This window comes from Streptomyces sp. SA15 (assembly GCF_002291145.1).
GTDB lineage: Bacteria > Actinomycetota > Actinomycetes > Streptomycetales > Streptomycetaceae > Streptomyces.
Map to the genome: position 1 here is coordinate 69,712 of NZ_NTGE01000095.1, position 21,982 is coordinate 91,693.

The window sequence follows — 21,982 nt, forward strand, 5'->3', positions numbered from 1 at the left end:
CGGACGGGTGATTGAAGGGGCGTTCGCCTGCCGTCGGCCGGATTCGTTTCACAACCTCCGCACCCCCGTTCACGACTCCGCCTTGCGATGCACCCGCGCGATCCAGTCCGCCGGTTTGGAGATCTCCGTCTTGGTGGGGAGGGTGTTCGGGGAGGTCCACACGCGGTTGAAGCCGTCCATGCCGACCTGGTCGACGACGGCCCGTACGAAGCGTTCGCCGTCGCGGTACTGCCTGAGCTTGGCGTCCAGACCCAGCAGCTTGCGCAGGGCCATGTCCAGTCGGGAGGCGCCCTTGGCGCGGCGCTGCTGGAACTTCTCGCGGATCTCCGCGACGGTCGGTACGACGTCCGGACCCACCCCGTCCATCACGAAGTCGGCGTGGCCCTCCAGGAGGGACATCACGGCGGTGAGGCGGCCGAGGATCTCCCGCTGGGCGGGCGTCTGCACGATGTCCACGAGGGACCGTCCGCCGTCGTCCTCCTCGCCCTCGGGACGGCCCCCGGCGAGGGACTGGGCGGCCTCCCGGATGCGTTCCAACACGGTCATGGGGTCGACCTCGGTCTCGCCCAAGAACGACTGGATCTCACCCTCCAGGTGGTCCCGCAGCCAGGGCACCGCCGAGAACTGCGTGCGGTGCGTCTCCTCGTGCAGGCACACCCACAGGCGGAAGTCGTGGGGCTGCACGTCGAGTTCGCGCTCGACGTGCACGATGTTGGGGGCGACGAGCAGGAGCCGCCCGCCGCCGTTCTCCCCCGCCGGGAGGTCGCGGGTGGGCGGGGCGAAGGTCTCGTACTGGCCGAGGACGCGGGAGGCCAGGAAGGACAGCAGCATCCCCAGTTCGACGCCGGTCACCTTGCCGCCGACGGCGCCGAGGACCGCGCCGCCGGGGGTGTTGCCACGCCGCTCCTGCATCTTGTCGAGCAGCGGTTTGAGGATCTCCCGGAACCCGGCGACGTTCGCGCGGACCCAGCCGGGGCGGTCGACCACGAGGACCGGGGTGTCGTGGACGATCTCCGTGCCCATACGAGTGAAGCCCCGGACGTGTCCCTCCGAGGCCTTGGCGTGCCGACGCAACTCCGCGACGACGGCCCGGGCCTCGTCACGGCTCACGTCGGGGCCCGGCCGTACGAGCCGGGTCGCGGTCGCCACCGCGAGATTCCAGTCGACCATCCCGGAAGATGCAGCACCACCGATGCTCGTCATGCGTCAACCGTACGTGAGCGCTGCCGCTGGGGGCAGGTCATGGCGTTGGCAGGGCTTGGCCCCAGGCCCCTTCTGATGGACCTCCGCGGCGTCACGGAGATCCATCAGAAGGGCCTTCTCCGAGGTGTCCGGCACGGCGGTCACCGACAACCGCATGCCGCGAGGGCCGTTGCCGTCTTGTCCAGTGCCGACTGCGCCGCCCGCGGATCCGACGTGTTCGACGTCAGGAACGCGAAGGCCAGCAGACTGCCGTCCTGGTCGACCACCGTTCCCGCCAGGGTGTTCACGCCCGTCAGGGTCCCCGTCTTCGCTCGTACGATGCCTGCCGCGCCGTCGGCGTAGCGGCTGGTCAGCGTGCCGGTGAAGCCGGCCACCGGGAGGCCGGTGAGGATCGGGCGGAGTTCGGCGTGGGCGGGGTCGCCCGCCTTGGCCAGCAGTGTCGTGAGCAGGTCGGCGGTGAGTCGGTCGGCCCGGTCGAGGCCGCTGCCGTCCTGGAAGGACGTGCCCGACAGGGGCACTTCGAGCTTGCTCAGCTGAGCGGCGAGCGCCCGGCTGGCGCCGTCGAAGTCGGCGCGTTCGCCGGTCGCGACGGCCGTCTGGCGGGCGAGGGCCTCGGCGATGTCGTTGTCGCTGTTGGTGAGCATGCGTTCGACGAGGGCGGACAGCGGGGGCGAGGAGACCGTGGCGAGGGACTGTGCGCGCCCGGTCGCCTTGGAGGGGCCGGGGGACGTCGTCTTGATGCCGTGGTCCTCGAGGAGGGCGGCGAACTTGCGGGCGGCGTCCGCCGCCGGGTCCGTCACCCGGGGGGCGGGGCCGCTGGCGGAGTCGTCCGTGCGGGCCTCGTCGACCATCAGGGCGGAGACGGGGGCGAGGTTGTCGTTGACTCCGATGGGGTGAAGTTCGGAACCGGCGTACAGGGTGGTGTCGTACGAGAGCGTCACCTCGCGCATGTCGCGCTTCTTCAGGGCGGCGGCGGTCTCGTCGGCGAGGGTGCGCAGGCTCGCCCAGCCCTCGGCGTCCTCATGAGCGGTGAGGGTGGGGTCGCCGCCGCCGACGAGGACGAGTTCCCCGGTGTCGGCCTCGAGGGCCGCGCGGGTGGTGAGGCGGTGGTCGGCGCCCATGGCGGTCAGGGCGGCTGCGGCGGTGGCGATCTTCGTGGTGGAGGCGGGCGTGAGCGCGTCGTCGGCCCCGACGCCGTACAGGCGCCTGCCGGTGGCGACGTCCACGACGGCCGCCGTGACGCGGGTGCCGAGCGCCGTGTCCTTCAGGAGCGGGTCGAGGACGCCGGCGAGGGCCTGTCCGGTCGGGGCCGACTTCAGGCTGCCGGCGCCGCCGCCGAGGCCGGCGAGGACGGAGCCGGCGCTGGGGGCAGGGCGGGGCGCCCGGTCCGCCGTGCCGGGGGACGTACCGGAAGAACCATCGTGATCTGCGCCACCCATGCGCTCCTGGGCAGCCGCCCGGTCGCGCTCGGCCGTACGCTGACCGGTGGAGTCCCAAGGGCCTGCGGCGGTCACCACTCCGGCGGCCAGCGCCAGGCCGACGGTGGCGGCGCCCGCGGTGTACTGCCAGGTCTTCGCCCTCGTGATCCGCGCGACCTGCGGTTTCGTGGCGCGTGCGAGCCGCGCGACCCGTGGTCTCGCGGCCGTGGCAGCGCGTGCGAGACGTGGGCCCACGGCGTCCGCGGCCTGTGCCAGACGCGGTCGTACGGCGTTCGCGACCCGCGTCACATGCGGTCTCGCGGCTCGCCAAGACCTCAGCTCTGGCACGACCACCAGCCCCTTTCGCGATCACACACCTGCGTGAGGGACACTTAACCACCAGAACTATGTGCTGATCATGGAGGAGCCACCGGTGGAGTTCGACGTCACGATCGAGATTCCGAAGGGTTCGCGGAACAAGTACGAGGTGGACCACGAGACCGGTCGGATCCGCCTGGACCGTCGCCTCTTCACCTCGACCAGCTACCCGGCCGACTACGGCTTCGTCGAGAACACCCTCGGCGAGGACGGCGACCCGCTGGACGCGCTGGTCATCCTGGACGAGCCGACCTTCCCCGGCTGCCTCATCCAGTGCCGCACGATCGGCATGTTCCGGATGACGGACGAGGCCGGTGGCGACGACAAGCTGCTGTGCGTGCCGGCGCACGACCCGCGCGTGGAGCACCTGCGTGACATCCACCACGTGTCGGAGTTCGACCGCCTGGAGATCCAGCACTTCTTCGAGGTCTACAAGGACCTGGAGCCCGGCAAGTCCGTCGAGGGCGCCAACTGGGTGGGCCGTACGGACGCCGAGGCCGAGATCGAGCGGTCCTACAAGCGCTTCAAGGAGCAGGGCGGTCACTGATTCCGCTGTCGCGAAGGGGCCGCACGCACACGCGTGCGGCCCCTTCGCGTATCTGTGCGCATACTGAGGCTTGCTGAACGTGTCGTACAGGGAGCGCTACGCAGTGACGGAGGCGGAGGACCGCAAGCCGCGGTCGGACGAGGCCAGGAGTGCCTTCGCAGCACCTGGTGTGGTCGTCGGGGATTCTGCCGAGTCCTCCACGACATCCGAGTTCGCGATTCCCGAGGGCCTCGCGGCCCCCAGGGTCGTCGGGACGGAGTCGGAGACCACATCCGAGTTCGCCCTCCCCAAGGGGCTCGACGTCCCGCACACGCCCGTGGCGGAGCCCGAGGGGTCGGCGTTCAGCCCACCGAGGACCTACAGCGCCCGGCACGCGCCGCCCGCGTTCACGCCGCCGACCGGCATACCCATGGTCAGTCTGACCAAGGATGTGCCCTGGCAGGACCGGATGCGCACGATGCTGCGGATGCCGGTGGCCGAGCGGCCCGCGCCGGAGCTCGTGCACAAGGCGGAGGAGGACGAAGGCCCGGCCGTTCCGCGCGTCCTCGACCTGACGCTGCGTATCGGTGAACTGCTGCTGGCGGGCGGCGAGGGTGCCGAGGACGTGGAGGCGGCGATGTTCGCCGTCTGCCGGTCCTACGGCCTGGACCGCTGCGAGCCGAACGTCACCTTCACCCTGCTGTCGATCTCCTACCAGCCGTCCCTGGTCGACGACCCGGTGACGGCGTCCCGGACGGTGCGCCGCCGGGGCACCGACTACACGCGCCTGGCGGCCGTCTACCAGTTGGTGGACGACCTCAGCGACCCGGAGACCCACATCTCCCTGGAGGAGGCCTACGGGCGGCTCGCCGAGATCCGCCGCAACCGGCACCCCTACGCCGGCTGGACGCTGACCGCCGCGAGCGGGCTGCTGGCGGGTGCGGCCTCCGTGCTCGTCGGCGGTGACCTCATCGTCTTCGTGGCGGCCGCGCTGGGCGCGATGCTCGGCGACCGGCTGGCGTGGCTGTGCGCGGGGCGCGGGCTGCCGGAGTTCTACCAGTTCACGATCGCCGCGACGCCGCCCGCCGCGATCGCGATCGCACTGACGCTGGCGCACGTCGACGTCAAGGCGTCCGCGGTCATCACCGGTGGGCTGTTCGCGCTGCTGCCCGGACGGGCGCTGGTGGCGGGCGTGCAGGACGGTCTGACCGGCTACTACATCACCGCGTCCGCGCGGCTGCTGGAAGTCATGTACTTCTTCGTGGGCATCGTCGTCGGGGTGCTGGTGATGCTCTACGTCGGCGTCCAGCTGGGCGCCCGCCTCACCCCCGACGCGGCCCTGAGCGCCGAACCACGGCCGCTTTTGCAGATCGGCGCGTCGATGCTGCTGTCCCTGGCCTTCGCGGTGCTGCTGCAGCAGGAACGGGCCACCGTGCTGGCGGTGACCCTGAACGGGGGTGTCGCATGGTCGGTGTACGGCGCGATGCACTACGCGGGCGGGCTCTCGCCGGTTGCCTCCACGGCGGTCGCGGCGGGGCTGGTCGGGTTGTTCGGGCAGTTGCTGGCCCGGTACCAGTTCGCGTCGGCGCTGCCATACACGACGGCGGCGATCGGGCCCCTGCTGCCCGGTTCCGCGTCGTATTTCGGGCTGTTGTCGATAGCGCAGAACGAGCTCGACGCGGGGCTGGTGTCGTTGTCGCAGGCCGCGGCGCTGGCGATGGCCATCGCCATCGGCGTGAATCTGGGATCGGAGATCTCTCGGTTGACCCTGCGGATCGGGTCACCCGAGAAGCGGCGGGCCGCCAAGCGGACGCGGGGGTTCTAGCGCCGGGTGCCTACAGGCCGGGTGCCTACGGGGGCGTCAGTAACCCTGCCCCTGGTTGTACGGGCCCTGCTCGTTCTGCTGGCCGTAGCCCTGGGGGTACTGCTGGGCGTAGGGCTGCTGGGGGTTCTGGTCGTAGTACTGGTCGTAGCCGTACTGCTGCCGGCCCTGGGTGCCCTGGCCGCCGTACGGCGGCTGGGGCTGCGGCTCGTCGGCCGACGGGATGCGGCGGAGCTGCGTCGTCGCGTCGTCCATCATCGGGGCCATCTGCGGCTGGACGGCGGGAGCCTCCGCGACCGCGCGCTTCTTCTTCGACCGTTCGCGCAGGTATTCGATGATGATCGGGACCACGGAGACGAAGACGATCAGGATGAGGATCGCCTCGACGTTCGTCTTGATGAACTCGATCTGGCCGAGCCAGTAGCCGGCGAGGGTGACGCCCGTGCCCCAGGCGATGCCACCGATGACGTTGTACGTGAAGAACGTGCGGTACTTCATACGGCCGGCGCCAGCCACGATGGGGGCGAAGGTGCGCACGATCGGTACGAAGCGGGCGAGGACGATCGCCTTGGGGCCGTACTTCTCCATGAACTCGTGGGCCTTCTCCAGGTTCTCCTGCTTGAAGAGTTTGGAGTTGGGCCGGCTGAAGAGCCTGGGACCGAAGAACTTGCCGATCATGTAGCCCACTTGGTCGCCGATGACGGCGGCGATCACGATCAGCGTGCAGACCAGCCACAAGGGCTGGGTGATGTAAGTGCCCTCGGCCACGAAGAGTCCCGCGGTGAACAGCAGCGAGTCGCCCGGCAGGAACGCGAAGAGCCCGGACTCGGCGAAGACGATCAGCAGGATGCCGGGCAGGCTGAAGGTCTCGATCAGGTAGTCGGGGCTGAGCCACTCGGGGCCGAGCGCGAGCGTGGTCACGGGATTGTGGCTCCTGCTGGTGGGAGGCGGGCTGGGGGCTGGCTGCCCAAAAGTATCAACGCAGCCGTCGTGACCCAGGTTCCATGGAGGATCCCAGGATGCACTGTGGTCCGCCTGGGACAAAGCTGTGAGCCATGACGGCGGCGGTCCTGGCCCGGGAGTGAGCCTCCCGGGCCAGGATTCTAGGACGTGTGCCGGGCCGCGTTCGCCTTGATCGCGTCCCTGAGGTGTTCGGCGAGTCCCGGGCGCATGGAGTCGTAGAACGCCTTGAAGCGCTCGTCGGACACGTACATGTCGGCGAGGCACTGGTGCATCTCGTACGGGCACTCGTAGTACCACGTGCCGATGTGCTGTCGATGTTCCTCGGCCATGTCCATGGCCCGCTCGCCGGTTGACGGCTCGTCCTCGGCCATCAGGCCCTTGTAACGCTCGCTCCAGTCGTCCGCCTCGGCCTGCAGCCGCTTCCAGTCCTCCTTGGTGTACTGGGCCGCGCGCCGCTGCGACTCTGCGTACGCCTCCGTGCCGCCCCAGCGCTGTTCCGCCTCCTGTGCGTACTGCTCCGGATCCTTGTCGCCGAAGACCTCGAACCGCTCCTGGGGCGTGAGGTTGATTCCCATCTTGCGTGCCTCCATGGCGTGCTCCACGGCCTCCGCCATCTTCTGCAGCTTCTCGATCCGGGCGGTCAGCAGTTCATGCTGGCGGCGCAGGTGGGCGCGCGGGTCCACGGCCGGATCGTCGAGCAGGGCGGCGACCTCGTCGAGCGGGAAGCCGAGCTCTCGGTAGAACAGGATCTGCTGCAGCCGGTCGAGGTCGACGTCGCTGTAACGCCGGTGGCCGGCGTGGCTGCGCTCGCTCGGGACGAGCAGGCCGATGTCGTCGTAGTGGTGCAGCGTGCGCACCGTGACTCCGGCGAATCCGGCGACCTGTCCCACGGAATAACTCACTTCTTCCGCTCCCTTCTCAGTACGCCTTCACGATGAATCCTTACGTGGCGTGAGGTGCAAGTCCTCCGGCCCGGTCCTACCGTCGTACGCATGCCACTGCACCCAGGGGACAGCGGAGCACCGGATGACAAGGGCGTCGGGCGCAGGCTCGCCGTCAACCCTTTCCACGGCGAGGCGAACCCGGTCGGCGGTATGACCGAGGCCCCGCCCAAGCACCGGCTCCCGGACGCCCCCCTGCCGCCCACGACCGCCTACCAACTCGTGCACGACGAGCTGATGCTCGACGGCAACTCCCGGCTGAATCTCGCCACCTTCGTCACCACCTGGATGGAACCGCAGGCGGGCATCCTGATGGGCGAGTGCCGGGACAAGAACATGATCGACAAGGACGAGTACCCGCGCACCGCCGAGCTGGAGCGGCGCTGTGTGGCCATGCTCGCCGATCTGTGGAACGCGCCCGACCCCTCGGCGGCCGTGGGCTGCTCGACGACCGGGTCGAGCGAGGCGTGCATGCTCGCGGGGATGGCCCTCAAGCGGCGGTGGGCGCGGCGGAACGCCGACCGGTACCCGGCCCGGGACGTCCGCCCGAACCTCGTCATGGGGATCAATGTCCAGGTCTGCTGGGAGAAGTTCTGCACCTTCTGGGAGGTGGAGGCCCGTCAGGTCCCCATGGAGGGCGACCGGTTCCACCTCGATCCGCAGGCCGCCGCCGAGCTGTGCGACGAGAACACCATCGGGGTCGTGGGCATCCTCGGCTCCACCTTCGACGGCTCCTACGAGCCGATCGCCGACCTGTGCGCCGCCCTCGACGCCCTCCAGGAGCGCACCGGCCTCGACATCCCCGTCCACGTCGACGGTGCGTCCGGCGCCATGGTCGCGCCCTTCCTCGACGAGGACCTGGTGTGGGACTTCTGGCTGCCGAGGGTCGCCTCCATCAACACCTCCGGGCACAAGTACGGTCTCGTCTACCCGGGCGTCGGCTGGGCGCTGTGGCGGGACGCGGAGGCCCTGCCCGAGGAACTCGTCTTCCGCGTCAACTACCTGGGCGGCGACATGCCGACCTTCGCGCTGAACTTCTCTCGGCCGGGCGCGCAGATCGTGGCGCAGTACTACACCTTCCTGCGGCTGGGCCGGGAGGGGTACCGGGCCGTGCAGCAGGCCGCGCGGGACGTGGCCACCAGCCTCGCCGAACGTGTCGAGGCGCTCGGCGACTTCCGGCTGCTGACCCGGGGCGACGAGCTTCCCGTATTCGCCTTCACGACCGCTCCGGACGTCCGGGAGTACGACGTCTTCGACGTCTCCCGGCGGCTGCGCGAGCGCGGCTGGCTCGTGCCCGCGTACACCTTCCCGCCCCACCGCGAGGACCTGTCCGTGCTGCGGGTGGTGTGCCGCAACGGCTTCTCGGCCGACCTCGCCGAGCTGTTCGTGGAGGACCTGGGGCGGCTGCTGCCAGAACTGCGCCGGCAGCCGCATCCCCTGACCCCGGACAAGGACATGGCGACCGGGTTTCACCACTGACGCGGCCGTCCGGTCCGCGGCTGTACGCCACCCTCCCCTGATCCACCTCATGAGCCCCCCCCCGATCCGCCCGGCCGCGACGCACTGTCATTTCTGGTACACCGCTCACCGCGCCCGGGTTCCCACCGGCGCATGGCGATTTCTGCCCTACTCGCCCAACTTCCCGCCCTACTCGCCCAACTTCCCGCCCTACTTGCCCAACTTCCCGCCCTACTTGCTCAACGCCCCGAACCTCCGTACCGCCAGCGGAAAGAACACCGCGAGCAGAGCCAGCGGCCAGGCCACCGCCGCCCACACATGCCCCGGCTCCCCGCCCGGCCCGCCGAACAGGTCCCGTACCGCCGTCGCCGTCTGGGACATCGGGTTCCACTCGACCACGGTGCCCAGCCAGTCCGGCATGGAGTCGGGAGTCGCGAAGGCGTTGGAGAGGAAACCGACCGGCCAGACCAGGATCTGCACGGCCTGCACCAACTCCGGCTTCCCGGCCACCATGGCCAGGTGGATGCCGATCCACAGCATGGCGAAGCGGAAGAGCAGGAGCAGACCGACGGCGCCGAGGAAGGCGCCCGGGCCGCCGTGCGCGCGCCAGCCGATCGCGTAGCCGACGCCGATCATCACGGTCAGAATCAGTGCCGACTGGAGCATGTCGGCGACCGAACGGCCCACCAGTACCGCGCCGTTGGTCATCGGCATGGACCGGAAGCGGTCGATCACGCCCTTGTTGAGGTCCTGCGTGACGGCCACCATGGTCCCTTCGAGCCCGAACGCCATGGTCAGCGCGAGCATGCCGGGGACCAGGTAGTCGACGTACTCCCCCGCCACGTCCCGGCCACCGCCGACGAGGTAGCCGAACATCAGCAGCAGCATCACAGGGAAGACCAGGCCGACCACGACCTGTACCGGCTGCCGCGCCCAGTGGGCGAGTTCGCGGCGGGTCATGGTCCAGGAGTCGGTCAGTGCGTACGTGCTCGTGCGCGGTCTCGTGCTCACACTCGCGCTCATACGGCCTCCTTCACTCGGGCGTCGTCCGCTCGCTGGTCCCCGGTGAGGTGCAGGAACACCTCGTCCAGCGTCGGGCGGCGAAGAGCCACGTCCTCCGCCTCGATGCCGGCCTCCTCCAGGGCCCGTACGACACCGGAGAGCGCCGCCATGCGGTCGGCGACCGGGGCACTGAGCAGCCGGAGGTCGGCGTCGACGGAGACCTCGTCCTTGGACATGGGCAACAGGGCCACGGCCGCGCCCAGTTGCCCCGCGTCCCGCAGGACCACGTCGATGCGGTCGCCGCCGGTCATCGCCTTCAGCTGGTCCGCCGTGCCGTCCGCGATGACTCGGCCCCGGTCGACGACCGAGATGCGGTCGGCGAGCTGATCGGCCTCCTCCAGGTACTGGGTGGTCAGCAGGACGGTCGTACCGCCGCCGACGAGCGAGCGGACCGCGGCCCACACCTCGGCGCGACCGCGCGGGTCGAGGCCGGTGGTCGGTTCGTCCAGGAAGAGCACCTCCGGTTCGGTGATCAGGGAGGCCGCGAGGTCCAGGCGGCGGCGCATGCCGCCGCTGTAGGCACGCACGGGTTTGCGGCCGGTGTCGGTCAGGCCGAAGCGCTCCAGGAGCTCGTCGGCGCGCACGCGCGCGTGGCGGGCACCCAGGTGGTAGAGGCGGGCGAACATCTCCAGGTTCTGACGGCCGGAGAGCTCCTCGTCGAGGGCCGCGTGCTGGCCGAGCAGGCCGATGCGCAGACGCACGTCGTACGCCCGGCCGGCCACGTCGTGGCCGGCCACCTCGGCGCGGCCCTCGTCCGGCCTCAGCAGGGTGGTCAGGACCCGTACGGTGGTGGTCTTGCCGGCGCCGTTCGGGCCCAGCAGGCCGTGGACGGTGCCGCGAGCCACCCTCAGATCGAGCCCGTCCAGGGCCGCCTTGTCGCCGTACCGCTTCCGCAGGCCTTCGGCGACGATCGCGTCGGTCATCGGGCTCCTTCCGGGTAGAGGACAGCGCGAGCAGGTTAGTCAAACTTGACTACAAGCCCGGCGAGGGAGCGTATGCCCATCCGGGCAATTGGTCAAACTTGATTAGCGAGCGTCCTCCGGATGACGCTCCCCCGTCGCGTACGGGTTCTCCTCACCCTCCGCCAGCACGCCGACGAACGGCTCACCCTCCCCCGCGAAGGTGTACGCCCCGCCACGGATGCGCTCGATGAGACCTCGAGTCCACTCGGCGCCGGTGTCGGCCGAGTGCACCCAGAAGTTCATGATCTCGCCGATGTGACCGAGCTGACCGGGACCCTCCTCGGGCGTGTAGTACTCGGTGACCGACTTGCGCCACTCCTCGATGCTGCGCACGCGTTCCTCGAGGAGGCCGAGGACTTCCTCGCGGTCCAGGTCGACCATGCAGCCGAGGGCGGCGGTGAGCATGTCCGGCCGCTGGTCGTAGGCGGTGAGGTACTGGCGGACCAGCGAGAGGTACTCCTCGGTGCCCTTCTCGGTGAGCTCGTACTCGGTGCGCGGCGGGCCGCCGACGGTGGACGGCGCGATCTCGTGCGCGTGCAGCAGTCCCTGCTTGGCCATCTGTTTCAGGGCGTGGTAGATCGAGCCGGGCTTGGCGTTGGACCACTCGTGCGCGCCCCAGTACTCCAGGTCGTTGCGCACCTGGTAGCCGTGGGCCCGCCCGTGCTGGCGCACGGCGCCCAGCACGAGGAGACGGATCGCTGACATGCCGTCCAGATTATGCCGCCGCGGGTCAGCCCCAGGAGGTGCCCTGCTCCTTGGCCACCAGTTCGAAGGCGGTGGCGCCGTCCAGAGACTCCCGGATGATGTCTGCGTGGCCGGCGTGCCGGGCCGTCTCGCGGATCAGATGGAGGGCCAGCCAGCGCATGGAGACGCGCTCGCCCGGGGGAAACCAGGGGTCGTTCGGGAGCGGGAAGGTGTCGTCGAGGCTGGGAACCGTGCGGATGAACGCCTCCGTCTCGGCGGCGACCTTCTCCCAGTACGCGAGCTGCGACTCGACCGTCTCATCACCCACCAGCTGGAAACACTCGTGCCAGTTCGTCTCGTCCCGGTGGACGGCCGGCGGCTCGCCCTTGGCACGGGCCACCCAGCCCTGTTCGACCTCGGCGACGTGCTTGAGCAGACCGGCCAGGGACAGCTCACTGGCGCTGGGCCGTGACGTCGCCTGCTCCTCGGTCAGCCCCAGCAGCGCCCGGCGGATGCCGCCCCGCTGCTCGGCCAGGAAGGAGAGCAGCGCCCCGCGCTCGTCGCCCTGCGCCTCGGCTCGCACGTGAGTGACCATGACCGGCCGCCTTTCATCGGAGTCGGGGCCTTGAGAGCCCTTCTGACACCGACGAAACTACGGACCCTTGCGGTCAGCTTCTGTCCGCAAGAGTCCGCCACAGCGACGTCCTCAAGAAAACGTCATCAAGGGATCAGGCCGTCGAGCAGGCCATCAAGGAATGAGAGATCCGAGAGCGATCAGAACGGGAATCCGCTCCGTCCGTGCTGCACCGAGATCCACTTCAGCGTCGTGAACGAGTCCAGCATCGTGTCGCCGTTCAGCCGGCCGAGCCCCGAGTGCTTCTCGCCGCCGAACGGGACGATCGGCTCGTCGTGGACCGTGCCGTCGTTCACATGGAACATGCCGGTGTCGATCTGCTTGGCGAAGGCGACCCCCCGCTCGATGTCGCCCGTGTGGACGGCGCCGCTCAGGCCGTACGGCGTGTCGTTGACGAGGCGTACGGCCTCCTCCTCGCCGTCGAAGGGGACGAGGAAGACCACCGGGCCGAAGACCTCCTGCTGGAGCAGGGCGGAGTCGGCGGGGACGCCCGTGAGGACCGAGGGCTCGACCAGGTTGTCGGTCGTCGTGCCGTGCACGAGCGCCGTCGCGCCCTCGGCGATCGCCTGCTGGACGACGCCCGAAACGGCGTCCGCCTGGGAGGAGTTGATGACCGGGCCGATGACGGTCTCGGGATCGCGCGGGTCGCCCGCCTTCAGGGTCTTGACCTTGGCGACGAACTTCTCGGTGAACTCGTCGGCGATCGAGCGGTCGACCAGGACACGGTTGGCGGCCATGCAGACCTGGCCCTGGTGGACGAACCGGCTGAAGACAGCCGCGTCGACCGCGTAGTCGAGGTCGGCGTCGTCGAGGACCACCAGCGCGCTGTTGCCGCCCAGTTCGAGGACCGAGCGCTTGAAGTTCGAGGCGCAGACGGTGGCGACGTGACGGCCGACCTTGTCGGAGCCGGTGAAGGAGATGACCTTCGGGACCGGGTGCTCGATGAAGGCGTCGCCGATCTCGGCGATGTCCGTGATGACGACGTTCAGCAGACCGCCCGGCAGACCCGCGTCCTCGAAGATCTTCGCCACCAGGGAGCCGCCGGTGATCGGCGTGTTCTGGTGCGGCTTGAGCACGACGGCGTTGCCGAGCGCGAGCGCCGGGGCGACCGACTTGATCGAGAGCAGGAAGGGGAAGTTGAAGGGGCTGATCACGCCCACGACACCGACGGGCACGCGGTAGACGCGGTTCTCCTTGCCGTCGACCGGCGAGGGGATGATCCGGCCCTCGGGGCGCAGCGCCAGGTGGATCGACTCGCGCAGGAACTCCTTGGCGAGGTGGAGCTCGAAGGCGGCCTTCAGCCGGGTGCCGCCGAGCTCGGCGATGATCACCTCGGCGATCTCCTGCTCGCGCTCCTCGATCAGCCTGAGGGCCTTCTCGAACACCGCGCGGCGGGCGTAGGGGTTGGTCGCCGCCCATTCCTTCTGGGCGCGGGCGGCCGCCCGGTATGCCTCGTCGACCTCGTCGACCGTGGCTATGGTGATCGACGCCAGCTTCTCGTTGTCGTACGGGTTGAAGTCGATGATGTCCCAGGAGCCGGTGCCCGGGCGCCACTCACCGTCGATGTACTGCTGAGCCAGGTCGGTGAAGTAGGACGACATGTGATCCCTCAATCGCTAGCAGACACGATCAACAGCAGACACGCACGACATCACGGTCTGATCACACGTCATCGTACTTGTGTTTCAAGAGAGTTGGAGGAGTCCCCGAAGAAGATCCCGGCTCTCGTCCGGCCCCGGACTGTCCTGTTGCAGTTCCTTCAGCGCCTTCTCGTACTGGGCCACGTCCTCGTGCTTGTCCAGGTACAGCGCGCTGGTGAGCTGCTCCAGGTAGACGACGTCGGACAGGTCGGACTCCGGGAAGGACAGGATCGTGAAGGCGCCGGACTCCCCGGAGTGGCCGCCGAAGCTGAACGGCATGATCTGCAGCCGTACGTTGGGCCGCTCGGAGATCTCGATCAGGTGCTGGAGCTGGCCGCGCATCACCTCGCGCTCGCCGTACGGGCGGCGCAGGGCCGCCTCGTCCAGGACGATGTGGAAGTCGGGCGCGTTCTCGTCGACGAGGTACTTCTGCCGCTCCAGGCGCAGCGCCACGCGCCGCTCCACGTCGGCCTCGCTGGCGCCCTTCATGCCGCGCCGCACGACCGCCTGGGCGTACGCCTCGGTCTGCAACAGACCGTGCACGAACTGCACTTCGTACGCGCGGATCAGGGAAGCCGCGCCCTCCAGGCCCACGTAGGTGGGGAACCAACTCGGCAGAACGTCCGAGTAACTGTGCCACCAGCCCGCGACATTGGCCTCCTTGGCGAGCGAGAGCAGCGAGGTGCGCTCCGCCTCGTCCGTGATGCCGTACAACGTCAGCAGGTCCTCCACGTCCCTTGTCTTGAAGCTCACCCGGCCCAGTTCCATCCGGCTGATCTTCGACTCGGAGGCGCGGATCGAGTAACCCGCCGCCTCGCGCGTGATGCCACGCGCCTCCCGCAGCCGCCTGAGTTGCGAGCCGAGCAGCATCCGCCGCACCACCGATCCGGGCTCTCCCGCGCTCACGTTCGCCGCCTCCCCAACCGTCTTCAGGGCCCGAAGTCTGCCACTAAAACACTCCGAGCAGTACTCGTCCGATTACAGAGATGGAAAGAAGCCAGAGTTTCCGCGCAGGAGCGGGAGGGGTTGTGGGAAGGACGGGGCAAGAAGAGGGAGAGAAGATGGCGGAAAAAATGGCCAACAAGCGGTACGGGAGGGTCCAATTCGGTCACCTGCACGTGCATCTGCCCTTGCATCTGCTGTACGCATCGGAAAACATGGTCCCGCGCAACCGCTGCATCGCAACGACCGCGAATTCCCGGGAGTGCCTCGCATGGGGACGAATGGATCGACCATGCTCGAGCCGTTACGGCAGGGCCTTCCGCCGCTTGATCCCGCGGCCGTGTCCAGCGCCGCCTCCTGTGCTCTGCCCGCCCGTTACGAAGCCGTGCGCGAGGCCAGGCAGTTCACCCGCGGAACGCTGGACCAGTGGGAGCTGGGCGACCGTTTCGACGACGTGTGCCTGGTGGTCTCCGAGCTGGTCACCAACGCGCTGCGACACGCGCTGCCGGCCGGTACCCCGCGCGTCCCGGAGCAGAACCCGCTCGTACGGCTGCACCTGATGCGCTGGACCGAGCGGCTGGTGTGCGCGGTGCGTGACCCCAGCCACGACAGCCCTGTGGCGCGCGAGGCGGACGACTTCTCGGCGGAGTCGGGCCGCGGCCTGTTCCTCGTCGACTCCTTCAGCGACAGCTGGGGGTGGCATCCGCTCGCGGGCACGCTGGGCGGCAAGGTGGTCTGGGCGCTGTTCCGCGTGCCTGAGCCGCAGCCGGGCGAATGACGGACTTCGGCGTCTTCTGACGCCGAAGTTCTACGCGCGTTACGGCCTGTCAGGTGCCGATCGCCCTCAGTGGCAACGCTTTCCCGGCTTTCCCGGCGAACGTCAGCCTGCTATCAGGTGGTCGAACTCGCCGTCCTTGATACCGAGCAGCATCGCCTCGATCTCGGCCCGCGTGTAGACGAGCGCCGGGCCGTCCGGAAAGCGCGAGTTGCGGACGGCCACCTCCCCACCGGGCAGGCGGGCGAACTCCACGCAGGAACCCTGCGAGTTGCTGTGCCGACTCTTCTGCCAGGCCACCCCGTGCAGCTGGGTGGCGGCCATGCCGTTGTACACGCCGGACGCGTCGGCAACGTCGTACACGTCGTGGTCCACAGGTCGCTCCCCGGTGGTGCATTGGCTGGTGAGGCCATTGATGCAGTGGTCAACTTGACCCGGATCATAGCCCTGTTCATGTGCAGATGCATGGGCAGATGCACGTGCACGCGGGGTCATCCTGCGGTTACAGCTTTGGCGACCGCTTTACTCACGGCTGTGACTCGCCTCTGCCCCAGAGCTCGCAAGCCATGCGACCGCCGGCCCCCGCCCATGAGAAGAGACGCATGCCGCGGCATTCGTGTTCCATCGTTCATGGAAACGACAACAGGTAGGAGGTCCCTACGTGTCGAACGTAGGGACCTCCTACCTGTGTCCTGCCTGTGTCCCGACTGCCGCAGGCGTCGTCAGCGGCTGCTGTACGGCAGCAACGCCATCTCCCGCGCGTTCTTGATCGCGCGCGCCAGGAGCCGCTGCTGCTGGGCCGAGACGCGGGTGACGCGGCGGCTGCGGATCTTGCCGCGGTCGGAGATGAACTTCCGCAGCAGGTCGGTGTCCTTGTAGTCGATGTACGTGATCTTGGCCTGGTCCAGCGGGTTGGGACGGTGCTTGGCGGGCTTGCGTTCGGGCTTGCGGGGCATGGCGGGGTCAGACCTCCAGGAGGGTGTCGAAGGCGGGCGGCAGCCGCTTCCAGGCGGCGCGCCCGGCGGCGTACTCGGCGTCGGTCAGCAGGCAGGACTCCAGGAGCCGTTCGAGTCCGTCGCGGTCGAGGCCGGGCGAGGTGAAGACGAGGTGCTGGCAGCAGTCGCCGTGCTCGGGGTCCCAGTCCAGCGCGGCGGCGGCGCGGCGCACCGGCGGGACCATCTCCCAGGCCGCGTCCGGAAGGGCGGCGAGCCACGGGCCCGCGCTCTCCACGCACAGCGCCCCGCCGGCCGCGTCCCAGTGCAGCAGCGTGTCCGGCTTGTCGGCGAGCCAGAACCGGCCCCGGCTGCGGGCGGCGGCGCAGGTGATGTCCTCCAGCGCCGCGTACAGCCGCTCGGGGTGGAAGGGGCGGCGACGGTGCCAGACGAGGGTGGAGACGCCGTGGGAGTCGGCCTCGGCGGGCAGCAGGGCACACGCGGGGTGCTGGGCGGCGGCGGCCGCGTCGACGTCGAAGCCGGCGAGGGCCGCCTGGAGTAGTGCGGGGTGTGCGCCCACCAGGTCACCGTGGCCGATCAGGACCTGGCGGGCCGTCGGGTGCAGCTGGGCGAGCAGTTCGCGGTCCTCGTCGTCGGCCTCCGGGGAGTCGGTGACGGCCAGGACGGGCGCGTACTCCAGCTGCCGTGCGAAGGTGTCGGCGACCGTGCGCTGGTCGGTGGCCGCGGCGGCGAGGCCGCGCTCGGCCAGGTCGTCGCCGTTGCCGAGATACGGCAGGACCAGCGCCGGGTCCACGGCGGTGATCACGCCGGTGACGGTGAGCCCGCCGGACGTGACCACCTCGGCCATGGCCTTGGGCTCGACGGAGTCCCACAGCTCGACGACCGCGAGCCGGATGCCGCCCGTGTCCCGGATCCGGATCAGTTCCGGCACCAGGTCCTCGCGCAGGGCACAGCAGGCGCAGTCGTTGACCAGGGGCGCCTCGCCGGCGTCGATGATGCCGGTGGCGTCGCGGATCGTCCGGACGACCGTGCCGGCGGCGGCCGTCGCCAGGTCGTGGTGGAGTACGACGCTGTCGGGCACGTCGGCGAGCAGCCGCTCCACGGCCGCCTTGCGGGCGTCGGCGTGCAGCCCGCCGACGATCACGACGGAGAGCTCGGGCATGTGACTAGCTCCGCTTTCCGTACCGGCGTTCGAAGCGCTCCACGCGTCCGGCGGTGTCCAGGACGCGGGCGGTGCCCGTGTAGAACGGGTGGCTGACGTCCGAGATCTCGACGTCCACGACGGGGTACGTGTTGCCGTCCTCCCACTCGATCGTCTTCTCGCTCGTCGCCGCGGACAGCGTGGAGCGGGTGAGGAAGGCGTAGTTCGCGGCACGGTCGCGGAAGACGACGGGACCGTACTCCGGGTGGATTCCCTTGCGCATGACGGTCAGCGCTCCTCTCGGAAGTCGACGTGGCGGCCGACGACCGGGTCGAACTTGCGCAGGGTGAGCCGGTCCGGGTCGTTGCGGCGGTTCTTGCGGGTCACATAGGTGTAGCCGGTCCCGGCGGTGGACCGGAGCTTGATGACCGGGCGGAGTTCGTTGCGTGCCATGCTGCTATCTTACTGAAAATGAATTCCATTTACACACCCATGTCGAGAGAGGTGCATCACCCGTGTCCGCCCACTGCATGCTGACCGGAGCCCAGCCCGGCTTCGGCAACCGCATCTCGCACTCCCACCGGCGCACCTCGCGCCGTTTCGACCCCAACATCCAGTCCAAGCGCTACTGGCTGCCGAGCGAGGGCCGGTACGTACGGCTGCGGCTGAGCACGAAGGGGATCAAGACCGTCGACACGATCGGCATCGAGGCGGCCGTGGTCCGCATCCGTGCCCGGGGGGTGCGGGTCTGATGGCGAAGAAGAGCAAGATCGCGAAGAATGAGAAGCGGCAGGAGATCGTCGCGCGGTACGCCGCGCGCCGGGCCGAGCTGAAGGAGATCATCCGGCGGCCGTCGTCGACGGACGCGGAACGGCTCGCCGCACAGCGGGAGTTGAGCAAGCAGCCGCGCGACGCCAGCGCGACGCGCGTACGCAACCGCGACCAGACCGACGGGCGGCCGCGCGGCTACTTCCGTGCCTTCGGGCTGTCCCGGGTGAGTCTGCGCGAGCAGGCGCACGCGGGGTATCTGCCGGGGGTGCGCAAGTCGTCCTGGTAGCTTGCTGCGGTCCTCCCGGCCAACCGGGCCGACCGCTACAGCTTGGGAGCTTCCATGACCTGGACGACTTCGGGTGCGCGTCGGCGGGTGCGGGTCGCTGCCGCGGCCGCGGGCCTCGCCGGCGCGCTCGTACTGACCGCGTGCAGCGGCGACGGCGGCTCCGAGGACGAGGCCTCCACCGGACCCAGCAGCCCTGATACGTCCGCTTCCGCGAGCGCGGAGACGGGCGGCGGGTCCGGGGGCTCCGGCGGTTCCACGGCCGCCGTCGACGGGCTGGAGGGCAACTGGCTCGCCACCACCGACGGCAAGGCCGTGGCGCTGGTGGTCACTGGCTCGCAGGCCGGGCTCTTCGCGACCGGCGGGACCGTGTGCAGCGGGACCGCGCGCGAGGAGTCCGGCATGGAGATGATCCGCCTCAAGTGCAAGGACGGCAGCAAGGACCGGGCCACCGGGATGGTCGACTCCGTCGACGAAACGACCCTCAAGGTGACCTGGGAGGACGGCCTCGGTGCGGAGACGTACACCAGGGCGGAGGGCGGCGGGCAGCTGCCGACCGGGCTGCCTATGGCCGGTTTGGGGTCGTAAGAGCATTAAGTGTGCGCTTAGGGTCGTAAGCCCCTATGTGTGTACCTGGGGTCGCAAGGTCCAAAGTGTGCACCTAGGGTCGCAAGGCCCAAAGTGCACACCTAGGGTCGCAAGGCCCAAAGTGCACACCTAGGGTCGCGAGGCCCAAAGTGCACACCTAGGGTCGTACGCCCGGGGGGCGGCAACCGTGCCGCCCCTTCATGCGTGATGATCCTTGCAGTCGATCGCCGATGTCACGCCCCAGAGGACCTCACATGCGCGCCACTCCCCTCGCCGTCACCGCCCTCGCCGCGGCCCTTCTCCTCACCGCCTGCGACAGCGGCGGGAGCGACGACAGCAACGGCACCGGCAAAGGCGGCGACGCCTGCGGGATCGACCAGCTGGGCGTCGAGGTCGGCCCGGCCAACGCCGCCCCGGCCGCCGGAGACACGGGAAACATCCCCGTCTCCGTCACCAACCAGAGCTCCCCGTGCGCTCTGGACGGCTTCCCGGGCATCGAGCTGAACGCCGGCGACAAGTCCGCGACCGTCCCCGCGGCGGACGGCGCCAAGCCCGAGAAGCTGACCCTCGCCAAGGGCGACAGCGTGACCTTCACCCTCACCTACGTACGGGGTGGGACGAGCGGCGCGGAGAGCCTCGCCGCCAAGACGCTGCGGATCAGCATGCCGGGGGCCGGTGACGACGAGAAGAGCTTTCCCTGGACGTACGGCCCGGTGGCGCTGAAGGGCGGCGAACCGGACGCGTCCGTGGGGCCGTTCACGCACGCGGGTGACTGAGCACCCGGCGGTCACTGCAGCGGTCGTCGGCCTCTGACCTGCGCGCGGTCGGCCGCCTGGGACCCCTCCGTCCAGCCCGCCGCGTCACCGACGCCACGCAACCGCGTCGTGGTCGTCTCCGGGAACATGCGGTCCAGGCGGTCGGTGACCGCGACCTCGCGGGAGGCGAGGACGGGCAGCAGGTCCTCGCTCACGGTGGCCTCGGCGGCGGCGCGCAGGCGGGTGCCGACGCGGTGGGCGTAGGCCGCGAGGAAGGACTGCCGGAAGGTCTTGGTCCGCTTGCGGCCGTCCGCCCGCTGGGCCGCCTCCGCCTTCGTCATCGCCGTCGTGGCCTGCACGAGGAGCGAGGTGTAGAGGAGTTCGACCACCTCCAGGTCGGGTTCGAAGCCGACGACGGTGGAGAAGCCGAACGGTTCGTTCCACACGGCCCGGCAGTGGTTGGCGGTGGCGACCGCGTCCAGCAGCACCGCCTTCGCCTGCTCGTACGGCGGCTCGACACCGATCCGGCAGGCGCCGGGCGCGTCGGCACCGCCGGAACCCTGCCCCTGCGCCCGGTCCGACAGCAGTGCCTCGTCGATGCTGTGCCGGGCCATCAGCTCCTGCGCCTTGGCGCTGAGCGCCTCGGCCTCGTCCGGGAAGCCGGTCGCCTCCGCCTTGGCGAGCAGGGCGCGGATGCGGGTGAGCATGCGGGACTCGGTCCGGGAGCCGGAGCCGCGTTCCTGTCCAGGCTCCTCCAGCGGCTCAAGGACGGGCAGCCGCAGCAGCAGGCGGTACAGCTCCAGCACGGCGGTGGCGTGCGAGAAGCGGTCGGTGCGGGGCGGGGTGCCGGTGAGGTCGTCCGGCTGGGCCATCTGGGCGAGGTGCGCGAGCTGTGCGGTCCAACGGGGGCCGCGCGGGCGGTCGTTCGGCGCCTGGGCGTGGATCAGCGCCGAGGCGAGGCGTACGTGTACGTCGTCCAGCTCGCGCCGCACGATCCGCACGACGTCCGCGGGCTGCCAGCCGCGCCGCCATACCGCCGCCAGGAACTCCTCGCCCCGCCGGCCCAGTTCGGCGTCCGCCGCAGGGTCGGCCGCGAGGAGCGAGGCGCCGGTGTCGAGGGCGGTGTCCGTTTCGGCGTAGAGGGCGGCCTGGAAGGCGCGTTCGACGGTGCCGGGCGTACGGCCCGAATCACCTGTCGTACCGCCTGAGTCATTCGTACTGCTCACCCGGCGATGGTCTCACTCCCCGAAATTCGGTCTGATGTCCATCGTGCTGGCGTCAACCAATGGTTGACGAAGGGCGGCCGTCAACCTACGGTTGACACATGGCGAAGAATTCGAACATCACGTCATCCGTACGTCTCGACGACCTCATCACGGCCATCAAGAAGGTCCATGCCGAGCCCCTCGAACAGCTCCAGGACGCGGTGCTCGCCGGTCAGCACCTCGGCGAGGTGGCCGACCATCTGATCGGCCACTTCGTGGACCAGGCTCGGCGCTCGGGCGCCTCCTGGACGGACATCGGCCAGAGCATGGGCGTCACCCGGCAGGCCGCGCAAAAGCGGTTCGTGCCGAAGGAGGGCGCGGACCTGAGCGCGAACCAGGACTTCAGCCGCTACACCCCCCGCGCCCGCAACACGGTGATGGCCGCCCACAACGAGGCCGTCGCGGCCCGCAACCCAGAGGGCCGCCCCGAGCACCTGGTCCTCGGCCTGCTGGCCGAACCGGAGGGCCTGGCCGCCAAGGCGATCACCGCGCAGGGCGTCCTCCTGGACGCCGTACGCCAGGCCGCCACCGCCGCGCTGCCGCCCGCGGCCGAGGAGGTCCCGGAGCTCGTCCCCTACGGCTCCGACGCCAAGAAGGTCCTGGAGCTCACCTTCCGCGAGGCCCTGCGCCTCGGCCACAACTACGTCGGCACCGAGCACATCCTGCTCGCCCTGCTGGAGTTCGAGAACGGCCAGGGGGTCCTGTCGGGCCTCGGCATCACCAAGGAGGCGGTGGAGGAGAACGTCACCGCCGTACTCGACAAGATCACAGTGAAGTTCGGCGAACAGGACTGAGCAGGTCCGAGCAGGTCGGGGGCC

Annotated in this window: 25 protein-coding genes; 9 read left to right on the forward strand and 16 right to left on the reverse strand. The window is 69.7% G+C overall.

Annotated elements, in window-relative coordinates; genetic code table 11:
- Positions 1–69: 69 nt before the first annotated feature.
- A complete protein-coding gene (locus CLM62_RS18890; RefSeq protein WP_095751068.1) occupies positions 70–1,203 on the reverse strand; it encodes a zinc-dependent metalloprotease in 1,134 nt (377 codons plus the stop codon).
- Between the two features lie 140 nt (positions 1,204–1,343).
- Positions 1,344–2,930 carry a D-alanyl-D-alanine carboxypeptidase/D-alanyl-D-alanine-endopeptidase gene (gene dacB / locus CLM62_RS18895; protein WP_257003912.1) on the reverse strand — a complete coding sequence of 529 codons (1,587 nt, stop codon included), beginning with the start codon at positions 2,928–2,930 and terminating at the stop codon, positions 1,344–1,346.
- Positions 2,931–3,054: 124 nt separating this feature from the next.
- On the opposite strand from dacB, the gene CLM62_RS18900 reads away from it, so the two are divergent.
- Positions 3,055–3,546, forward strand: coding sequence for an inorganic diphosphatase (locus CLM62_RS18900; protein ID WP_095751114.1), 492 nt, complete (start codon positions 3,055–3,057; stop codon positions 3,544–3,546).
- A gap of 103 nt (positions 3,547–3,649) precedes the next feature.
- A complete protein-coding gene (locus tag CLM62_RS18905) occupies positions 3,650–5,350 on the forward strand; it encodes a threonine/serine exporter ThrE family protein (protein WP_095751070.1) in 1,701 nt (566 codons plus the stop codon).
- Positions 5,351–5,386: 36 nt separating this feature from the next.
- On the opposite strand, the gene CLM62_RS18910 is transcribed toward CLM62_RS18905, so the two are convergent.
- Together CLM62_RS18910 and CLM62_RS18915 are read right to left on the reverse strand one after the other, a co-directional pair.
- Positions 5,387–6,268: a DedA family protein gene (locus CLM62_RS18910; protein WP_095751071.1), complete on the reverse strand. Its 882-nt coding sequence runs from the start codon at positions 6,266–6,268 to the stop codon at positions 5,387–5,389.
- 182 nt (positions 6,269–6,450) lie between these two features.
- Positions 6,451–7,212, reverse strand: coding sequence for a MerR family transcriptional regulator (locus CLM62_RS18915; protein ID WP_095751072.1), 762 nt, complete (start codon positions 7,210–7,212; stop codon positions 6,451–6,453).
- 90 nt (positions 7,213–7,302) lie between these two features.
- Here CLM62_RS18915 and CLM62_RS18920 point away from each other — a divergent pair, with 90 nt between their 5' ends.
- Positions 7,303–8,730 carry a glutamate decarboxylase gene (locus CLM62_RS18920; RefSeq protein ID WP_095751073.1) on the forward strand — a complete coding sequence of 476 codons (1,428 nt, stop codon included), beginning with the start codon at positions 7,303–7,305 and terminating at the stop codon, positions 8,728–8,730.
- A gap of 210 nt (positions 8,731–8,940) precedes the next feature.
- Here the strand turns inward: CLM62_RS18920 and CLM62_RS18925 are convergent, their stop codons facing one another.
- The 6 genes from CLM62_RS18925 to CLM62_RS18950 all read right to left on the reverse strand — a co-directional run bounded on the left by CLM62_RS18925 (position 8,941) and on the right by CLM62_RS18950 (position 14,561).
- Positions 8,941–9,732 (reverse strand): ABC transporter permease, encoded by a 792-nt coding sequence (locus tag CLM62_RS18925; RefSeq protein WP_095751074.1) that lies wholly within the window; start codon positions 9,730–9,732, stop codon positions 8,941–8,943.
- Entirely contained in the window at positions 9,729–10,694 is a 966-nt protein-coding gene (locus CLM62_RS18930; protein ID WP_095751075.1) for an ATP-binding cassette domain-containing protein, read from the reverse strand. Before CLM62_RS18930 ends, CLM62_RS18925 begins: the two co-directional genes overlap by 4 nt.
- 102 nt (positions 10,695–10,796) lie before the next feature.
- Positions 10,797–11,438, reverse strand: a complete 642-nt coding sequence (locus CLM62_RS18935) for a PadR family transcriptional regulator (RefSeq protein WP_095751076.1) — start codon at positions 11,436–11,438, stop codon at positions 10,797–10,799.
- Between the two features lie 25 nt (positions 11,439–11,463).
- Positions 11,464–12,012 (reverse strand): DinB family protein, encoded by a 549-nt coding sequence (locus tag CLM62_RS18940; protein WP_095751077.1) that lies wholly within the window; start codon positions 12,010–12,012, stop codon positions 11,464–11,466.
- Between the two features lie 179 nt (positions 12,013–12,191).
- A complete protein-coding gene (locus tag CLM62_RS18945; protein ID WP_095751078.1) occupies positions 12,192–13,652 on the reverse strand; it encodes an aldehyde dehydrogenase family protein in 1,461 nt (486 codons plus the stop codon).
- Between the two features lie 84 nt (positions 13,653–13,736).
- A complete protein-coding gene (locus CLM62_RS18950) occupies positions 13,737–14,561 on the reverse strand; it encodes a helix-turn-helix transcriptional regulator (RefSeq protein WP_095751115.1) in 825 nt (274 codons plus the stop codon).
- 343 nt (positions 14,562–14,904) lie between these two features.
- Here CLM62_RS18950 and CLM62_RS18960 point away from each other — a divergent pair, with 343 nt between their 5' ends.
- Complete coding sequence (locus CLM62_RS18960; RefSeq protein WP_179382144.1) at positions 14,905–15,411, forward strand: ATP-binding protein; 507 nt, start codon at positions 14,905–14,907, stop codon at positions 15,409–15,411.
- Between the two features lie 102 nt (positions 15,412–15,513).
- Here CLM62_RS18960 and CLM62_RS18965 read toward each other — a convergent pair whose 3' ends face one another.
- The 5 genes from CLM62_RS18965 to rpmG all read right to left on the reverse strand — a co-directional run bounded on the left by CLM62_RS18965 (position 15,514) and on the right by rpmG (position 17,955).
- Positions 15,514–15,783, reverse strand: coding sequence for a DUF397 domain-containing protein (locus CLM62_RS18965; protein ID WP_095751080.1), 270 nt, complete (start codon positions 15,781–15,783; stop codon positions 15,514–15,516).
- Between the two features lie 347 nt (positions 15,784–16,130).
- Positions 16,131–16,364: a 30S ribosomal protein S18 gene (gene rpsR / locus CLM62_RS18970; RefSeq protein ID WP_095751081.1), complete on the reverse strand. Its 234-nt coding sequence runs from the start codon at positions 16,362–16,364 to the stop codon at positions 16,131–16,133.
- A gap of 7 nt (positions 16,365–16,371) precedes the next feature.
- Positions 16,372–17,523: a GTP-binding protein gene (locus CLM62_RS18975; protein WP_095751082.1), complete on the reverse strand. Its 1,152-nt coding sequence runs from the start codon at positions 17,521–17,523 to the stop codon at positions 16,372–16,374.
- A 4-nt stretch (positions 17,524–17,527) separates the two neighbouring features.
- On the reverse strand, positions 17,528–17,785 hold the full coding sequence (locus CLM62_RS18980) for a type B 50S ribosomal protein L31 (protein ID WP_095751083.1): 258 nt from the start codon (positions 17,783–17,785) through the stop codon (positions 17,528–17,530).
- 5 nt (positions 17,786–17,790) lie between these two features.
- The gene (rpmG, locus tag CLM62_RS18985) at positions 17,791–17,955 is read right to left on the reverse strand and encodes a 50S ribosomal protein L33 (protein ID WP_010044249.1); all 165 of its coding nucleotides are present in this window, start codon (positions 17,953–17,955) and stop codon (positions 17,791–17,793) included.
- A 62-nt stretch (positions 17,956–18,017) separates the two neighbouring features.
- Here rpmG and rpmB point away from each other — a divergent pair, with 62 nt between their 5' ends.
- The 4 genes from rpmB to CLM62_RS19005 all read left to right on the forward strand — a co-directional run bounded on the left by rpmB (position 18,018) and on the right by CLM62_RS19005 (position 19,920).
- Positions 18,018–18,254 (forward strand): 50S ribosomal protein L28, encoded by a 237-nt coding sequence (rpmB, locus tag CLM62_RS18990; RefSeq protein WP_095751084.1) that lies wholly within the window; start codon positions 18,018–18,020, stop codon positions 18,252–18,254.
- Positions 18,254–18,559, forward strand: a complete 306-nt coding sequence (gene rpsN / locus CLM62_RS18995) for a 30S ribosomal protein S14 (RefSeq protein ID WP_095751085.1) — start codon at positions 18,254–18,256, stop codon at positions 18,557–18,559. Before rpmB ends, rpsN begins: the two co-directional genes overlap by 1 nt.
- Positions 18,560–18,613: 54 nt before the next feature.
- Positions 18,614–19,144 carry a hypothetical protein gene (locus tag CLM62_RS19000; protein ID WP_095751086.1) on the forward strand — a complete coding sequence of 177 codons (531 nt, stop codon included), beginning with the start codon at positions 18,614–18,616 and terminating at the stop codon, positions 19,142–19,144.
- 254 nt (positions 19,145–19,398) lie between these two features.
- A complete protein-coding gene (locus tag CLM62_RS19005; RefSeq protein ID WP_095751087.1) occupies positions 19,399–19,920 on the forward strand; it encodes a DUF4232 domain-containing protein in 522 nt (173 codons plus the stop codon).
- An 11-nt stretch (positions 19,921–19,931) separates the two neighbouring features.
- Here the strand turns inward: CLM62_RS19005 and CLM62_RS19010 are convergent, their stop codons facing one another.
- Positions 19,932–21,125: a DUF2786 domain-containing protein gene (locus tag CLM62_RS19010; RefSeq protein ID WP_095751088.1), complete on the reverse strand. Its 1,194-nt coding sequence runs from the start codon at positions 21,123–21,125 to the stop codon at positions 19,932–19,934.
- Between the two features lie 98 nt (positions 21,126–21,223).
- Here CLM62_RS19010 and CLM62_RS19015 point away from each other — a divergent pair, with 98 nt between their 5' ends.
- Complete coding sequence (locus tag CLM62_RS19015; RefSeq protein ID WP_095751089.1) at positions 21,224–21,958, forward strand: Clp protease N-terminal domain-containing protein; 735 nt, start codon at positions 21,224–21,226, stop codon at positions 21,956–21,958.
- The last annotated feature ends 24 nt before the right edge of the window (positions 21,959–21,982 follow it).

What these genes read in the sequence shown, in the direction of transcription:
- CLM62_RS18890 (WP_095751068.1), bottom strand. Translation starts at nt 1,203, where the DNA reads ATGACGAGCATCGGTGGTGCTGCATCTTCCGGGATGGTCGACTGGAAT.
- CLM62_RS18920 (WP_095751073.1), top strand. Translation starts at nt 7,303, where the DNA reads ATGCCACTGCACCCAGGGGACAGCGGAGCACCGGATGACAAGGGCGTC.
- CLM62_RS18925 (WP_095751074.1), bottom strand. Translation starts at nt 9,732, where the DNA reads ATGAGCGCGAGTGTGAGCACGAGACCGCGCACGAGCACGTACGCACTG.
- CLM62_RS18930 (WP_095751075.1), bottom strand. Translation starts at nt 10,694, where the DNA reads ATGACCGACGCGATCGTCGCCGAAGGCCTGCGGAAGCGGTACGGCGAC.
- CLM62_RS18935 (WP_095751076.1), bottom strand. Translation starts at nt 11,438, where the DNA reads ATGTCAGCGATCCGTCTCCTCGTGCTGGGCGCCGTGCGCCAGCACGGG.
- CLM62_RS18940 (WP_095751077.1), bottom strand. Translation starts at nt 12,012, where the DNA reads ATGGTCACTCACGTGCGAGCCGAGGCGCAGGGCGACGAGCGCGGGGCG.
- CLM62_RS18945 (WP_095751078.1), bottom strand. Translation starts at nt 13,652, where the DNA reads ATGTCGTCCTACTTCACCGACCTGGCTCAGCAGTACATCGACGGTGAG.
- CLM62_RS18950 (WP_095751115.1), bottom strand. Translation starts at nt 14,561, where the DNA reads ATGCTGCTCGGCTCGCAACTCAGGCGGCTGCGGGAGGCGCGTGGCATC.
- CLM62_RS18960 (WP_179382144.1), top strand. Translation starts at nt 14,905, where the DNA reads ATGGGGACGAATGGATCGACCATGCTCGAGCCGTTACGGCAGGGCCTT.
- rpsR (WP_095751081.1), bottom strand. Translation starts at nt 16,364, where the DNA reads ATGCCCCGCAAGCCCGAACGCAAGCCCGCCAAGCACCGTCCCAACCCG.
- CLM62_RS18975 (WP_095751082.1), bottom strand. Translation starts at nt 17,523, where the DNA reads ATGCCCGAGCTCTCCGTCGTGATCGTCGGCGGGCTGCACGCCGACGCC.
- CLM62_RS18980 (WP_095751083.1), bottom strand. Translation starts at nt 17,785, where the DNA reads ATGCGCAAGGGAATCCACCCGGAGTACGGTCCCGTCGTCTTCCGCGAC.
- rpmG (WP_010044249.1), bottom strand. Translation starts at nt 17,955, where the DNA reads ATGGCACGCAACGAACTCCGCCCGGTCATCAAGCTCCGGTCCACCGCC.
- rpsN (WP_095751085.1), top strand. Translation starts at nt 18,254, where the DNA reads ATGGCGAAGAAGAGCAAGATCGCGAAGAATGAGAAGCGGCAGGAGATC.
- CLM62_RS19000 (WP_095751086.1), top strand. Translation starts at nt 18,614, where the DNA reads ATGACCTGGACGACTTCGGGTGCGCGTCGGCGGGTGCGGGTCGCTGCC.
- CLM62_RS19005 (WP_095751087.1), top strand. Translation starts at nt 19,399, where the DNA reads ATGCGCGCCACTCCCCTCGCCGTCACCGCCCTCGCCGCGGCCCTTCTC.
- CLM62_RS19015 (WP_095751089.1), top strand. Translation starts at nt 21,224, where the DNA reads ATGGCGAAGAATTCGAACATCACGTCATCCGTACGTCTCGACGACCTC.